Genomic DNA, 14,692 nt, shown 5'->3' on the forward strand with positions numbered 1-14,692 from the left:
TGGGGACAGTTGTAAAATCCGGCTGATAATAGCTTGAATTTCTGGGTCTAACTCACCAAAACGGACTCGGAGCAGGTTTTCCACCACCAGACGTTCCCCCTCTTGCAGACCCCGTTCTAAACCCCGTTCTAGACCCCGTTCTAGACCCCGTTCTAGACCCCGTTCTTCTCCTTCGGCCAGTGCCTCTTGATAGACTCTCGTTTGTTTTAAATCACTTAGTCCAAACATAGCTTCAATTTCCTCGCGACTTTTCTGGGGGAAGTAGTAGGGTTAATTCATGAATTAACCCTACCCTTGATAAGGGGGGTGATAGCTTCAATTTCCTCGCGACTTTTCTGGGGGAAATCGCTTTAAGAGTTCCTGCTTGGAACAATGTAGGAGTAAAGGAGTAAATTCTTCTGGGGACAGTTGTAAAATCCGGCTGATAATAGCTTGAATTTCTGGGTCTAACTCACCAAAACGGACTCGGAGCAGGTTTTCCACCACCAGACGTTCCCCCTCTTGCAGACCCCGTTCTACTCCTTCGGCCAGTGCCTCTTGATAGACTCTCGTTTGTTTTAAATCACTTAGTCCAAACATAGCTTCAATTTCCTCGCGACTTTTCTGGGGGAATTTGTAAATGATGATACTTTCGATTAGGTTAATTAACTGCCGTTGACTGGACTGGTCGGTGATTTCTTCTCTGGTCCGCTCGATTAGGGTTTGAGCAGTCCTCACCGCTGCCGTTTCCGACTCTACTACTAATTTAATCACACCGATTCCTAAGGAGGGATTGTCCCTTGCGGCCAATTCATCGAGATAAATGCGTCTAACGCTCGATAAATTGAGGATTTCGCCAAAATGCAGGGATTGTTCCCGTTCCACCCCACGATGGGGATAAATGACGACAATTTGCCAGGGGTGAGGTGGTCGATATTGTTTTAAAAATAGGAACAATTCCGCAAAAAGTCGATAGTAGAGGGTGTCGTCCGCTTGGAACTGCACTTCCACTAGGTAGAGGGGTTGCTGACTATCTTCTCTGAGTGGTATAAATAAGCCATCGAGACGGAAAGAGAGTTGTTTCACCTCTTGGGAGGTGAATTGATAGTTTGCTGCTCCCGGTTGCGGTTGTCCGATTAAGTCAAAGAAACTGTCCGGAAAGCGCAGGAATATTTGGTAAAAGAGACTATCAGTTTTCACGAGAAATCTCGCTTCTAGGGTTTATTGGCAGTTGCCGAATCATTTGGCTAAACGGTTAATACTCTAGTATTAATAGGCGTCGTAAGCAGCTAGACACAATTGATTATACATATCTAACTACCTCTTGCCTCTTGCCTCTTGCCTTTTGCCTCACCTCAACAAGCAATTTAAAGGCGCGGGCAGCTTATCTGGCTCTTTTCCTGTATAATCAAGTCTTAATTTTAGGAATTGTCATTATATTTGAGGAAAATCTATGAGTTGGACAGAAGGATATGTATTGGAAGTTAACTACACTAGCGGCTTTTACGGCGAGTTAAGTCCCCTAAAATTAGGTTTAGCCACTCTGATTAAATCGATTCACCCCCCCGATTCTAGCCAAGAATTTACCTATTGTGAATTGGCCTGTGGTCAGGGTTTTACCACGAATATTTTAGCGGCTACCTATCCCCAGTCCCAATTTTATGCCAATGATTTCAACCCTAGTCACATCGCCACGGCTAGAGATTTAGCGGCCAAGGCGGGAATGAAGAATATTCTTTTCTTTGATGATAGTTTTGAGGAATTTTTAGAGAGAGATTTACCTCAATTTGACTTCATCAGTCTGCACGGAATTTATAGCTGGATTAGTGCCAAAAATCGCCAAGCAATAGTTGATTTTATGCGCCGCAATCTCAAGGTGGGGGGATTAGTTTATATCTCCTATAATGCCCTGCCGGGTTGGTCAGCAGCGATGCCGATGCAAGCTTTAATGTTACGTCATGGTCAACACAGTTCCGAACCAATTTTAACCCGCATTGAACAGGCACTTAATTTTACAGGAGAATTATTAGAAGCTAATGCTAGTTATTTTGCCCAAAATCCAATTTTAAAAAATCGTTACGAGCGCCTGAAGGAACAAAATCGTTATTATTTAGCTCACGAGTATTTCAATCAGGAATGGAATTCTTTTTACTTCGATGAAGTAGCGAAAGAATTAGAGGATGCGAAACTTAAATATGTGGGTTCCGCCCATATTAATGACCATATCGATATGGTCAATCTCTCAGCAGCAGCTCAAGATAAATTAGCCAAAATCAGCGACCCAATCTATCGGGAAGTAGTGCGAGATTTCTTCGTTAATAGCCAATTCCGTCGTGATATTTTTAGTCGAGGCTCTTTAGGTTTAACCAACCAAGAACAGCTTAAACAACTACAAGAAACCCGGTTTGCCCTGCTTGTTAATCCCGCAAATATCAAGTTCGAGCATCAGTTTCCCATGGGAGAAGTTAAGTTACAGGAGGCAATTTATCAGCCAATTTGTCAGGTTTTGGCGGAATCTCCCCAAACTTTACTGCAACTGCAAAATCACCCCAAAACCTCAAATATTAACTTAAATGGTCTTTACCAAGCTCTTATGATTTTAACTGGTATTGGCTATATTCATCCTGCTGTGGATGAGCAAACTTGCCAACAACGGAAACCATCTACTGATGCTTTTAATAATGCAGTGAAAGCGAAAGCAGTCTATAGTGAGGAATTAAGCTTTTTAGCTTCTCCTTTGATTGGGACTGGAGTAGTGGTCAATCGTTTAGAACAATTATTCCTCTTGGCTAAATCCTCTAACCAAGATGCCGTACAATTTGTTTGGCAAATTTTGGCAAGTCAAGGCAAAAAAGTGGTTAAAGATGGGAAAACTTTGGAAACAGAGGAGGAAAATATTACTCATCTGAAAACAGTTTACGAGCAGTTTAGTAAAGAACGTTTACTAACATTGCAAAAACTAGGTATTGAGTAAATACTAAGTAAGTAATCTCATTGTAACTGGCTACTTAGTTGATGATAGGTGGTGCGTTACGACGGATTTTTACTTTCAAGTCAAAGCAGCAATTTTGGCTGTTACGTTTTACTACTTAGTGGTGCGTTACGACGGATTGTTACTTTCAAGTCAAAGCCGCAATTTTTGCCGTCTAACGCACCCTACTGGACTGTTTCAACTAAAATAGGGCAATAGATTTCGGCTTAAAGTCTTAGATTATAGAATTTATAGCATTTTTCTAATACACCAAATTAGCTGAAACAGTCCACTACGTTTTGCTGAAAAGGTCGTTAACACAGTAACATCTACTAGCTGCATCGCTTTCACTAGCGGGGAATATTGACCCCGACAATTGCTACTTTGTGGGGGTATCGGGGGAAGCGCCCAGAATCTGAGCTGCTTCCCCTATCTTGACTAATCTCTGTGCCTTGACAAGAGCCAGTCAAAAACCCCCACCCTAGCTAGGTTGGACGAGATTATTTAAGCCATAAACCACTTTAGCGGTGATAATCTTATCCTTATCGGTAAGTTCTTCTAACACCTCTTTTCCCTGGACTAAATAGCCAAAAACCGAATAACGACCATCCATGAGATTAAACCCCGGAGGAGTTAATTCATTATCGAATTTAAAGAAAAAGAATTGCGAGGAACCTCCGTTAGGATTAGTATCCGGACGCGCTAGGGCCACTGCACCAAAAGCGTTAAAAGGTAAGGCGAGACTGGGTAAGTAAATCCCTAATTCTTCGAGAGTATTGCCATAAACTGGTTCTTCTTCCCCTTTAATCAAAATTTCTAAGGGAATAGAGCGATATTGCTTAGTTTTCGGGTCAAAAAAGCCCTCTTCTGCACCGACGGGATCCCCGGTTTGCACAACGAAATTATCTTCGCTGCGAATGAAGGGTAAACCGTCATAAAAACCCCGTTGGACTAAATCCACAAAGTTACCCCCATTAATCGGAGCGCTGTAACCATCGACAACGATAGTTAAATCTCCTTTGGTGGTCTGCATCTCTACGGTGGCGCGTCCTCGCAATTGCGGCAAGTTAGCGTATTCTGGGGGAACGTTAAAGGGAAAACCCACCACCATTAATTCTTCTAAAGCGGTGATATTATTGAGCAATTCCCGTCTGGTTGACCAAACTGCCTCTTTATCTTTCGCTTCTACGGCCGTATCGAGGGCTGCCACTCCCGTTTTTATTTTTTCGATTAATTCCTCCCCTTGGCTTTTACTTGCTTCGGGAACACTATCTAAGATAGCCTTGCTTTTGGTAGAAAGGGCATAATTGGCATCCTTGACATCTTTTTTAATCGGACTCCAACGTTTGGCCCGCAGATGTTTGGCAATATCTTCGATCGATTGTTGCACTTGACGAATTGGTTTATTATCTATGGGTAAGGCATTGCGTAAAATAGCAGTAGGATCCGTTACCGCATCACCCTGAGCAAGCACGGCTAAAGCAGGGGCAGTCCCCTTAACCGTGAACAGACTTAAGATTAAAAATAGTGCTAGGGCAATACTAGCACTGCTTTTTAAGAAAAATTTGCCCCATTCCCGTAATCTTGTCGTTATTTTCATATTTTGGTCGGTTCCTCAATGGCCATACCTATCCAAAATACTTGTAGGCTTTTAGGGGAACCCTTGTCAATAGCTGAGAAAACCGATCGAAGCCATTATCAGTTATCAGTTATCAGTTATCAGTTATCAGTTATCAGATGTGAGTTTTCAGTTCACCCATTACTGTTTACTGAAAAAAGGCTCCCCACTTCCCCACCTCCCCACCTCCCCAATTCCCCAATTCCCCAATTCATAATTCATAATTTATAATTTATAATTCCCACTCCCTTTTTTTACCTTTTATGACTATTATTGTCGATTATCGCTTTCCTCCCGCTATTAATGCCGAAAAACAGGCAAAAACGATCGCTATCGGTCAAACCGCCGGCACTTGGAGCGAGCGCCACAGTCATCGTCAAGAGCAGCTGCAACAACACCTAGCGGAAGTGGTGGGGATCAGGGAGGAAGCCGACGGTTATAAGGTGGCTAGGGTGCGTTTTCCCCAGATAAACGTTGAAAATGACATCGCCAGTCTTTTAACCATGATTTTCGGCAAATATTCCATGGCTGGAGCCGGAAAAGTGGTGGGGGTGTATCTCCCCGAAAGCTACGGCACAAAAGCCAAGTTAGGAATCACCGGAATTAGGCAACGTTTGGGGGTTTATGATCGACCTCTAGTGATGGCAATTTTTAAACCCGCTTTAGGACTATCGGCCCAAGATCACGCCGATATCCTGCGAGAAGTGGCTTTTGCTGGCTTAGACGTGATTAAAGATGATGAAATCATGGCGGATCTTCCCGTGGCTCCCACCCACGAGCGCCTAGATTGTTGTCGTCGGGTTTTGGAGGAAGTGCGGCAGCAAACCGGTAAAAATGTTCTCTATGCGGTCAATGTCACTGGAAAAGCGGACGAATTGCAGAGAAAAGCCCGTTTATTAGTGAAACATGGGGCTAATGCCCTGTTATTAAACGTTCTTACCTACGGTTTTTCCGTTTTAGAAGCTTTAGCCAGTGATCCAGCGATCGATGTTCCTATTTTCGCCCATCCTGCCTTTGCCGGAGCGATGTGTGCCGGTAGCGATACGGGATTAGCCTATTCTGTGGTTTTGGGAACGATGATGGCCTACGCAGGAGCCGATGCGGTGCTATATCCCGCCGCTTACGGTAGTTTACCCTTCGATCCGCAGGAGGAAGGCAAAATTCGCGATATTTTGCGCGATAGAAACGTTTTTCCGGTTCCCTCGGCCGGTATTCGTCCAGGTATTGTTCCCCAGGTCCTTCGGGATTACGGACGTAATGTTATCCTCAATGCGGGAACCGGAATTATGGACCACCCATCGGGACCTGCCAGTGGTGTGAGGGCTTTTTTTGAAGCTTTAGCCAGAATAGAAGCGGGTGATTCTTTTGATCCCGTCAATTTGCCCGAAGGAGCCTTAAAACAGGCAATTCTAGAGTGGGGTTAAGCTCAATTCTTTCAAATGCACTATAGACACATTTTGTCAAGCATTTTTATCAAAAATTAACAAATAACTTCCCGTTTTAGATAGGGTTGCAGCACTTCTGGCACTTTTACCGTCCCGTCCGGCTGTTGATAATTTTCTAGGATAGCAGCCATAGTACGACCGATCGCTAATCCCGAACCGTTGAGGGTGTGGACAAAATTAGTGCCTTTTTGCCCTTTTTCTTTAAAGCGAATATTTGCCCGTCGTGCTTGGAAGTCTCTAAAATTAGAACAACTGGAAATTTCCCGATAGGTATTAGCCGAAGGTAGCCACACTTCTAAGTCATAACATTTGGCTGCCGAAAAACCCAAGTCACCGCTACACAATTCAATCACCCGATAGGGCAACTGTAAAGCTTGCAGGATTGCCTCTGCATTAGCGACCAAACTTTCATGTTCCTGAGCAGAAGCGTCAGGATGGACGATTTTGACCATTTCCACCTTATTAAATTGATGCAAACGGATCAAGCCCCTCGTATCTTTGCCATAGCTGCCCGCTTCTCGACGAAAACAAGGGGTATAGGCACAGTGTTTGATCGGTAATTGCTCCGATGAGAGGATTTCATCGCGATAAAGGTTAGTTACAGGTACTTCTGCCGTTGGTGCTAACCAAAGCTCATCATCTCGACATTTAAAGCTTTCTTCCGCGAATTTCGGCAGTTGTCCCGTCCCGCGCAGGGAGTCACTATTAATCAGAATTGGCGGTAAAACTTCTGTATAACCGGCGACAATATGGCGATCGAGCATAAAATTAATTAAAGCTCTTTCTAGGGCTGCCCCGAGCGCGATAAGATTAACAAAACGACTCTGGGCGATCTTTACTGCCCGTTCAAAGTCTAAAATGCCCAATTTTTCCCCAATTTCCCAGTGAGGCAAAATATTCGGGTTGGTGGGTTTATATTCCTCTCCCCAGCGTTTGACTTCGACATTTTCCCGTTCATCCTTACCGATGGGAGTGGTTTCACTGGGTAAATTGGGTAAATCTAAGATTTTTTGGTCAATGGCCGCTTTAATCTCTTTTTCCTGCGGTTCTAATTGAGCTAGTTTACTTTTAATCTCGTTTCCTTCTGTTTTCAGTTCCAAAATTTCGGGACTGTTGGCATCGCTGCCACTTTTAACTTTTTGTCCCACCAGTTTACCGATTTCGTTACCCCGGGCCTGTAAACTGCTGCGTTCTAACTCTAAAGCCTTCTGTTGTTGATTTAACTGGAGAATAGGGGCAATATCATAACTCCCTCCCCGACTATCTAAGCGTTTCTGTACTTCCTCTGGATTTTCTCTAATTTGCTTTAGGTCTAACATGGTACGAGTCAGTAAAAAATAAAAAGTAAGTGGGAGAGTCGGGGAATTGGCAGCCTGAGGGGAAATGTTCTCAGCCCCTAACCAATGGTCAATAATAACTCAAAACTTAACTAAAATATCCGTTAAAAGCCGCCGGTAAAATTAGCGGTATATTTAATTTTGGTGTCTGGAGTTAAGTCTCATGCTCAAATATCTGCCTGTTAAATTCCTGCGTTTTTTAGCGATTAGCTGTCTTGTCACGTTAATTTCTCTAGGATTTGACCGTTTACACCCCGTTAAAGCTAATCCCACCCTCATAGCTCAAAATGCTTGGGCCGGGGCCTCCTTCCCCGTGGAAAACTTTCAAACCTATACCTCTGGTTTCGGTTATCGTTCCTCTCCCATGGATGGCAGTCAACAATTTCATGCCGGGTTAGATCTGGCCGCACCCTTGGGCAGTTATATTCGCAATTGGTGGACCGGCAGAATCGTCGAATTATCCGATCATACAGGCTGTGGCACCATGATTAAGATGCAATCCGGTCAATGGACACATATTTATTGTCATCTCATGGGTTCGGTTCAATCCGATAGCCGCGGTACTTTTTTGATTGATAGGTCAGGAGGAATCGTCCTTACTCTCGGTCAGGATATACCGGCAGGGGCGCGTATGGCTAGAGTGGGAATGAGCGGACGCACCACCGGACCACACCTGCACTGGGGACTGATGTACGGCAATCAATACGTTGACCCCGCTTTGGTTTTAAATGCTATGTACGGTTCTAATCCTTCCGGTAATAGTTAATATCTCCTGGAAAAATCAAAAATCTTCCCTTAGTGAGGAGACTCCGAGGCGGTCGAGGAGACAGAGGAGTAGAAAAAAGACAATAGACAAGTATTATATCAATAAAGCCCACAATTCTGACTACTGGCTACTGGCTACTGACTCCTAACTCTCAGGACAATTTGTGATTTTTACAAGAGGTTCAATGAATAACGAGGGACACTGCTAGAATTAAGCTGATCGATTCAGGTATATTCAGATAAAATGCGAATATTAACCCTTGTACCGGGAGGAATTAGCGATCAACTGCTGTTTTTTCCCGCTCTAGAAACTCTCCGGCAAACTTACCCCCAAGGTACTATTGATGTTTTGGTCGAACCTAGGGCAAAGGCTGCCTATCGTCTCTGTCCCCAGGTTAGGGAAGTGCTTTTATTTGACTATCGAGATCAGTACGGATTAGCGGATTATTTAAATATTTTGGGAGTAATTCGGGACCGGGAGTACGAAATCGCCATTAGTCTCACCAATCGTCCTGCTATCAATCTTTTACTCTGGTTAAATGGTGTTCCTAACCGTATAGGCTATGAAAATAATGGCGGTTGGTTCTTATCGCAACAAGTACCCCGGCCAACGGAAGGCTATCTAGCGGATAATTATCAGGCACTGGTCAAAGGGTTAAAGATTGCCGCACCCTGTCCACCTTTAAAAGTAACCTTGAATCGCGATGATATCGATTGGGCCGAAATGGAGCAGCAACGCCTCAATATCAAGGATAGCGGCTATATTCTCCTCTACGCTGGCGGTAGCGATCTGAGCATCAGCCAAGGACTGGAAACGCTTTATCCCCTAGAGAGTTGGCTAGAAATTATCCAAGGTATTCGCCATCAACAACCGGATTTGCCAATTGTCGCAATCCAGGGAGAACTGGATGAAGATTGGGTTTTAGCCCTCAAAGCCATGGACAATAACTTAAAAGTGTCCAGAACGGCCGATATCGGTAAAATGGCCGCCATGATCGCCGGTGCTAATTTATTATTAGCTACCGAAAGTGTCCCTTTACAGTTAGCCGTGGCCGTGGGAACCTATACCCTCTCTCTGCTGGTTCCTTCGTTGTCTAAGAGAGTTTTACCGAGCGGGGGAGAGCTGCATCGATATATTGAGGCTAATACGGGAAAAGTCGCCGATATTACCCCCGAAACTGTCCTGAAAAAGATTTGGGGCCGGTAAAGAATCGGGTTTCGATCGCTTTTCTCGTGGCTCGAAACCCGAAAAAAATCAGCATCAAGGCTCAATTTTGCGATTGAGATAACTGACTTTTCAAGGATTCTAGGGAGGCCCAACGACCATCGATGGCAGTATTTTCCGGAAGAAAAAAATCGGGTGGTTGACAATTGGCTCCGCAGAGTTGACGGGGGGGCAAAGTTAGACACAACTGCTCGTATAACCACATTTGCGGGTCAAAATCCCCGTTAGGATCGAGGGTTTCCGAGAGGTCTTCGTAGGCTATTTCTCGCTCTAGAGGATAGGAGTGATCGTAGTCTTTATTTTTGTCTAGCCAGATTAATTCGGAAGTGTTTAATTGCAGACGATGATTATATTGTTGTAAACAGCGATCGCAGGTTAAGGTGACGATGGTTTCTGCTTTCACCGATACTTCCAAAAAATTGCCCCCATGTCTAACCAGCAAGGTCCCCCGCACTGGTGTCAAGGTTTCTAGACCGGGGATAAAATTATCGATGGTGATCACTCTTTGTCGATCAGGAGATTTGAGGAGGTGGGGGATAAAAATAGTTTCCATAGATAACTCCTGTATCATTTATCGGTTATCGGGTGTCAACTGCGTTAGCGAGTAACGCCACCATAATTGCTCGGTGACAATCTTTACTTATATCAGCTTATCGCAGTCCTGACCTCTAGAGACATAGACCGGTTCTAGACTGTGGGGTGTAGGGTGTGGGGTGTAGGGTGTGGGGTGTGGGGTGCAGGGTGTGGGGTGTAGGGTGTGGGGTATGGGGTGTAGGGTGTGGGGTGTAGGGTGTAGGGTGTGGGGTATGGGGTGTAGGGTGTGGGGTGTAGGGTGTAGGGTGTGGGGAGAACAAAGCGTTCGACAAAAGCTCACGCCGAAGTCTGCCTTTTGCCTTTTGCCTTTTGCCTTTTGCCTCTTGCCTTTTGCCTGTCCTAATATGTAGTCTATATTCAACGGATTTAGTTTGACAGGCTGTCTGTTGATCGATCGAGAAAGTTTCCTCAGAATTGGGAGTATATGCACAAAGATACTCCTATGTCAACGGTTTTGAAAAATTTTCTTCCTCGCCTCGGTGGATTGGTTATGGTTGCACTGCTCTGCTCGCTTGTGCTGGGGGGATGGCCTCGGCTGGGAAAAGCGGCTCAATCAGTACATTTATCCTACTGGTTGCGATCGGGAATTGAACAACTAGAGGCTGGTAATTATCAGCAAGCTTTGCAGGATTTCAATCAGTCGATCGAACAGGAAAATAACTTGGCCCTAGCCTACAGTAATCGCTGTTTAACTGAGATTTATTTGCAGGATTATCTCCACGCTTGGCAAGACTGCACCCGCTCTTTACAACAGCAATCCGATAATTATCTAGCCCATTTCCATCGGGGTTTAGCTTTTTATCGTTTGGGAGATTATCCACAGGCGCTGACCGATTATAACCAGACTATCCAGTTAAAACCCACCTATTATCAAGCCTACTATAATCGGGGTTTAGTTCAGTCGGCTAGGAAAAATTATCCCCTTGCCCTAGCTGATTTTAATCAATCCTTGCGTCAAATTACTAACTGGCAACCCGACACTTTAGCCACTATTTATAATGATCGAGGTTTATCTCATTTAGCCCTCCACAATTTTACCTCAGCCAAAGCGGATTTTAATCAAGCTCTCCGGTTAAATAAAAATAACGCTTCAGCCTACTATAATCTAGCTTGTACCGCTCACCAATTAGGTGAATACGAACGCTCGATCGCCCATTTAAATCGAGCGATTGCCATCGATCCTTTTTATGCCGATGCTTATATTAGAAGGGGATTACTGCGGCATCAATTGGGTTATTATCAATCAGCTTTAGCGGATTTAAATCAAGGAGCCAATCACCTCTATCAACAGGGATTGCACCACAATTATCAGCAAATCCTCGCCCTGATCGAGCAGATTCACCAACAGTTACTTTCCTTACCATCTCCCATTGTTTAAAAGAGTGATCAATATTAGACCTCTTGCATAATTAATTTTTCAGGGTTCAAAAACGGCAAAAATAAGGATTAAATGGCATAAAATCTGTAAATAGACCATTTAATTGATTAATGCTTATTTTTAATTCTCCTGACTACTGACTACTGGCTACTGACTCCTAATCCTAACAACGATTTTTGATTTCTACAAGAGGTCTATTATAAAGGAAAGCGCTTCATGGCTGTGACGGCGAGACGGGCATTATCTTTAAGGACTTGGGAAACTCGGGGAATTTGGGGAATTTGCCAGAGAACATCGACGGTGCGCCGTAATAATCGCACTAGATCTCCCTCATCGAGACTGGTATTTTCGCACAATTCCGGCCAAGATGTCCCCTGGGCCCAACGGGAGGCAATCCCCATCAGTTGGGTTTCTAACCAGACGGGAATAGTGATATCGTAGCGAGATTGAGCTTGATAGAGTAAACGGCGAACTTCTCGCAGGCCGGGGGAATTTCCCTCTCCTTGCCGCAAAATATCGATAACTTCTGGCACAGGCGGGTAATTGCACCAAGTATCGGGGCGAGGGGGTTCCGTAATCATGGCGCTGATGGCGGCGGCTAGTTGGCTAGGAGTCAATCTGTCCAAATCTCCGGACATCATCGCTAATCCTAACCAGAGTTCATTTTCCCCGCGAATAGTGGCCGCCGCTTCTCCGAGGGGAGTGGGCAAATAACCCTCTAACGCTTGGAATTCTCGCAAAATCTCGATTAGATTCAGAAATTCTTCCCAGTAGTAGGATTTACGGGATTGTTGTTTTTGGTATTTAATCTGGGCTTTGTGTAACTTATCGCGAGCAATCTCTCGATCGTAGTATAATTTCATCAATCGCCCCGGATTTTTGCGTTTTTGCAGGGGATGAGCGGCAATTTGACTATTGACAATTTCAATTCTTTGTGCCTGTGTTTCCAGTTCCACCACCGGTGGGATGCCCTGCACTTGTTGGGGGATGGAATCGGCGATCGCCTGAGTATTTTCCTCACCCTTGCGCCACCCTCCTAGGGAAACTGCTGCTAGGGAAGGGGGTATCAGTTCGCCTAATTCCGCAGGAGTGAGAAAACCTCGATCGATCTCGCTAATATCGGCATAGGCGGCTAAATACCAGCGATTATCACTGCCTAAACAAACAAGAGTTCGCACTTGACCAGCGCCGTGCAGGGTATTGACAAAGATAGCGGGGACGGGGACGGGGACCTTAATATGTTTGCCCTTGAGATGGAGGATAGTTCCGACGGGAATATTCGGCAATTTTAGATGTATTTCCTGTCTTTTCTGGGCTTCTGACTGACTAGCGATGATTTTATACAGTCTTTCTTCCTCCCGCAGTCTTTCCCGTAGCTTTTCGTAACTGAAGACCTGTTCCCGCTCGATACCGGCTAACTCCATATCCAACTTAGCTAATTCGGTGGTTAAGGCGGTAATCTGTTGTCGTTCGGGGCTTAACTTCAAACGAGCGAGATATTCGGCGAAACTGCGCTCTAAGAGGTCTTTGGCCTGCTCTAGACTGTGTTTTTGCAGGAGATTTAAGACCATGCCGTAACTGGGCGCAAAACAGCTTTGCAGGGGTTCCGGTTGGGCGGTGGCCAGAAAAGCCGCTTCTTTTGCCCCTTCAAAGGGCGTTTGTACTGTCACCACATGGCCCACCGCGTCCATTCCCCGGCGACCCGCCCGGCCAGCAATCTGGACAAATTCCGAGGGAGTCAGCATACTATGGCCATCATCGGTGCGTTTGGAGAGGGCCGAGATAACGGTGGTGCGGGCGGGCATATTAATCCCGGCCGAGAGGGTAGCGGTGGCAAAAACCACCTTAATTAAACCGGCTTCAAAGAGTTGTTCGACTAATTCTTTCCAGAGGGGTAAAATCCCGGCATGGTGAACACCACAGCCCCGGGTGAGGGGTTCCACTTGGTCGGCGCGCACCAATTGGGAAGCACTGGCCAGGAATTCAAATAGTTGATTTTTCGTCTCGGGGTCGGCGGTTAAGAGGCTGAGGAGTTGCTCGTCAGACTGGGGGTTATTAGCGAAAAAAGCCAGTAATTTCTGGTGTAGGGGCGGATTTTCGACGGCAAAGAAGGAAAGGGCGAGTTCTTGCAGATTGGGATTATCTTCCAGGAAGAAAATGAGCAAACGGTAGTAAATGGCTCTAGCTTCTTCTGGATTAACGAGGTTGAGGTTTTTTAGCTCTCGAATCGCCTGATCGCAACCTTTGCGGCTGAAAATGACGTAAATGGCTGGGAGCATATCCTTGTCCCGCAGAGTGGTGACAATGGAGGCGATAGTGGGACAATCTTCTCGTTTTAAGCGTCGGGGTTTGCCGTGGCCGACTTTTGAGCGTAGTTTCGGGTTAACTTTGCTCTGTTTTGGGTCGAGCAGCGGGAATAATCCCTCTTTATTGGCGAAATAAAAGCGCAGGGGGACGGGGCGAAAATCGGAGTTAATGAGATCGCAGCTGGAGGTCTGCTGATTGTCGCCGGGTTGGGGCAGTTGCCGCACCCAGTTAATCCAGTCGGTGAGTTCCCCCGGGTTGCCAATGGTGGCGGAGAGGGCGACTAATTGGATACTAGGGGGACAGTAGATAATTGATTCTTCCCAAACGGTGCCGCGACCTCGATCGCTGATATAGTGACATTCATCGAGAACCAGGGTTTCCACGTTTTCTAGGGAAGTGCCTACCTGACCGATCGGGGTTTTGTACAGCATATTGCGAAAAATTTCTGTAGTCATGACTACAATTAATGCTGAAGGATTGATCACCACATCGCCGGTAATCAATCCCACTTCGGCAAAGAGCAGCGGGGAATCCTCATCGCCATCGGTGGGGGTGCGACCGAATTTTTCTTGAAAATCCCGGAATTTTTGGTTAGAAAGAGCTTTCAGGGGAGTGGTGTAGAAAACCCGTTTGCCCCTTTCGAGGGCGCGATAGATAGCGTATTCTCCGATTAAAGTTTTGCCGGAACCCGTGGGAGCGCAGACGACCACTGATTTACCGGCAGCGAGAGCGGCGATCGCCGAGTGCTGGAAGTCGTCGAGTTTAAAGGGAAAAATGGTTTTGAGATTCAAAGAAGTAGGGTTAAGGGACTCTTTCACGTCAAGTCTAAGAGGAGAAATTTTTTTAATTGTGGCTATTCTGGCTGGCTTTTTTGATTCTAGTCGAAAAAAGCGGACTTCTAGAAACTAGGGACAAGCTTAACCTTTGGGGGTGATGCCCAATCCCATCATACTTCATTTTTATCAGAAATGCTGTAAGCTAAGAGGTATTTAAACCGCTTATTCTTAGATTAGCCGAATCTCTCCCAATCCCTTTACTGTTGACTCTTGCCTCTTGCCTCGTCTCAACAAGCA

General features: G+C 45.5%; 10 protein-coding genes and 1 pseudogene. 5 read left to right on the forward strand and 6 right to left on the reverse strand.

Annotation, left to right across the window (positions count from 1 at the left end):
* Both EWV68_RS17315 and EWV68_RS17320 read right to left on the reverse strand, forming a co-directional pair.
* Positions 1-228: pseudogene (locus tag EWV68_RS17315) on the reverse strand (Rpn family recombination-promoting nuclease/putative transposase); the annotation flags it as partial.
* An 87-nt stretch (positions 229-315) separates the two neighbouring features.
* Positions 316-1,179: an Rpn family recombination-promoting nuclease/putative transposase gene (locus EWV68_RS17320; protein ID WP_287170516.1), complete on the reverse strand. Its 864-nt coding sequence runs from the start codon at positions 1,177-1,179 to the stop codon at positions 316-318.
* A gap of 253 nt (positions 1,180-1,432) precedes the next feature.
* On the opposite strand from EWV68_RS17320, the gene EWV68_RS17325 reads away from it, so the two are divergent.
* Positions 1,433-2,953: a methyltransferase regulatory domain-containing protein gene (locus EWV68_RS17325; protein WP_287170518.1), complete on the forward strand. Its 1,521-nt coding sequence runs from the start codon at positions 1,433-1,435 to the stop codon at positions 2,951-2,953.
* Positions 2,954-3,431: 478 nt separating this feature from the next.
* Here the strand turns inward: EWV68_RS17325 and EWV68_RS17330 are convergent, their stop codons facing one another.
* The gene (locus EWV68_RS17330) at positions 3,432-4,550 is read right to left on the reverse strand and encodes a peptidylprolyl isomerase (RefSeq protein ID WP_287170519.1); all 1,119 of its coding nucleotides are present in this window, start codon (positions 4,548-4,550) and stop codon (positions 3,432-3,434) included.
* 281 nt (positions 4,551-4,831) lie between these two features.
* Here EWV68_RS17330 and EWV68_RS17335 point away from each other — a divergent pair, with 281 nt between their 5' ends.
* Positions 4,832-5,992, forward strand: a complete 1,161-nt coding sequence (locus EWV68_RS17335; RefSeq protein WP_287170521.1) for a 2,3-diketo-5-methylthiopentyl-1-phosphate enolase — start codon at positions 4,832-4,834, stop codon at positions 5,990-5,992.
* A 56-nt stretch (positions 5,993-6,048) separates the two neighbouring features.
* Here the strand turns inward: EWV68_RS17335 and serS are convergent, their stop codons facing one another.
* Positions 6,049-7,332, reverse strand: coding sequence for a serine--tRNA ligase (gene serS / locus EWV68_RS17340; protein WP_287170522.1), 1,284 nt, complete (start codon positions 7,330-7,332; stop codon positions 6,049-6,051).
* 181 nt (positions 7,333-7,513) lie between these two features.
* On the opposite strand from serS, the gene EWV68_RS17345 reads away from it, so the two are divergent.
* Both EWV68_RS17345 and EWV68_RS17350 read left to right on the forward strand, forming a co-directional pair.
* Entirely contained in the window at positions 7,514-8,116 is a 603-nt protein-coding gene (locus EWV68_RS17345; protein ID WP_002762554.1) for a M23 family metallopeptidase, read from the forward strand.
* Between the two features lie 243 nt (positions 8,117-8,359).
* Positions 8,360-9,322, forward strand: a complete 963-nt coding sequence (locus tag EWV68_RS17350; RefSeq protein WP_061433194.1) for a glycosyltransferase family 9 protein — start codon at positions 8,360-8,362, stop codon at positions 9,320-9,322.
* Between the two features lie 61 nt (positions 9,323-9,383).
* Here EWV68_RS17350 and EWV68_RS17355 read toward each other — a convergent pair whose 3' ends face one another.
* A complete protein-coding gene (locus EWV68_RS17355) occupies positions 9,384-9,893 on the reverse strand; it encodes a YceD family protein (RefSeq protein WP_061433231.1) in 510 nt (169 codons plus the stop codon).
* A gap of 465 nt (positions 9,894-10,358) precedes the next feature.
* On the opposite strand from EWV68_RS17355, the gene EWV68_RS17360 reads away from it, so the two are divergent.
* Entirely contained in the window at positions 10,359-11,312 is a 954-nt protein-coding gene (locus tag EWV68_RS17360) for a tetratricopeptide repeat protein (protein WP_061433193.1), read from the forward strand.
* Positions 11,313-11,509: 197 nt separating this feature from the next.
* Here the strand turns inward: EWV68_RS17360 and EWV68_RS17365 are convergent, their stop codons facing one another.
* Entirely contained in the window at positions 11,510-14,437 is a 2,928-nt protein-coding gene (locus tag EWV68_RS17365; RefSeq protein WP_287170523.1) for a DEAD/DEAH box helicase, read from the reverse strand.
* Positions 14,438-14,692 lie beyond the last annotated feature (255 nt).

It is taken from the genome of Microcystis sp. M_QC_C_20170808_M9Col (assembly GCF_007095495.1).
In the GTDB taxonomy this organism is placed as follows: Bacteria; Cyanobacteriota; Cyanobacteriia; order Cyanobacteriales; family Microcystaceae; genus Microcystis; species Microcystis aeruginosa.

Coding starts and splice junctions, on each gene's coding strand:
- EWV68_RS17355 (WP_061433231.1), bottom strand. CDS start 9,893: ATGGAAACTATTTTTATCCCCCACCTCCTCAAATCTCCTGATCGACAA.
- serS (WP_287170522.1), bottom strand. CDS start 7,332: ATGTTAGACCTAAAGCAAATTAGAGAAAATCCAGAGGAAGTACAGAAA.
- EWV68_RS17345 (WP_002762554.1), top strand. CDS start 7,514: ATGCTCAAATATCTGCCTGTTAAATTCCTGCGTTTTTTAGCGATTAGC.
- EWV68_RS17360 (WP_061433193.1), top strand. CDS start 10,359: ATGCACAAAGATACTCCTATGTCAACGGTTTTGAAAAATTTTCTTCCT.
- EWV68_RS17325 (WP_287170518.1), top strand. CDS start 1,433: ATGAGTTGGACAGAAGGATATGTATTGGAAGTTAACTACACTAGCGGC.
- EWV68_RS17350 (WP_061433194.1), top strand. CDS start 8,360: ATGCGAATATTAACCCTTGTACCGGGAGGAATTAGCGATCAACTGCTG.
- EWV68_RS17330 (WP_287170519.1), bottom strand. CDS start 4,550: ATGAAAATAACGACAAGATTACGGGAATGGGGCAAATTTTTCTTAAAA.
- EWV68_RS17335 (WP_287170521.1), top strand. CDS start 4,832: ATGACTATTATTGTCGATTATCGCTTTCCTCCCGCTATTAATGCCGAA.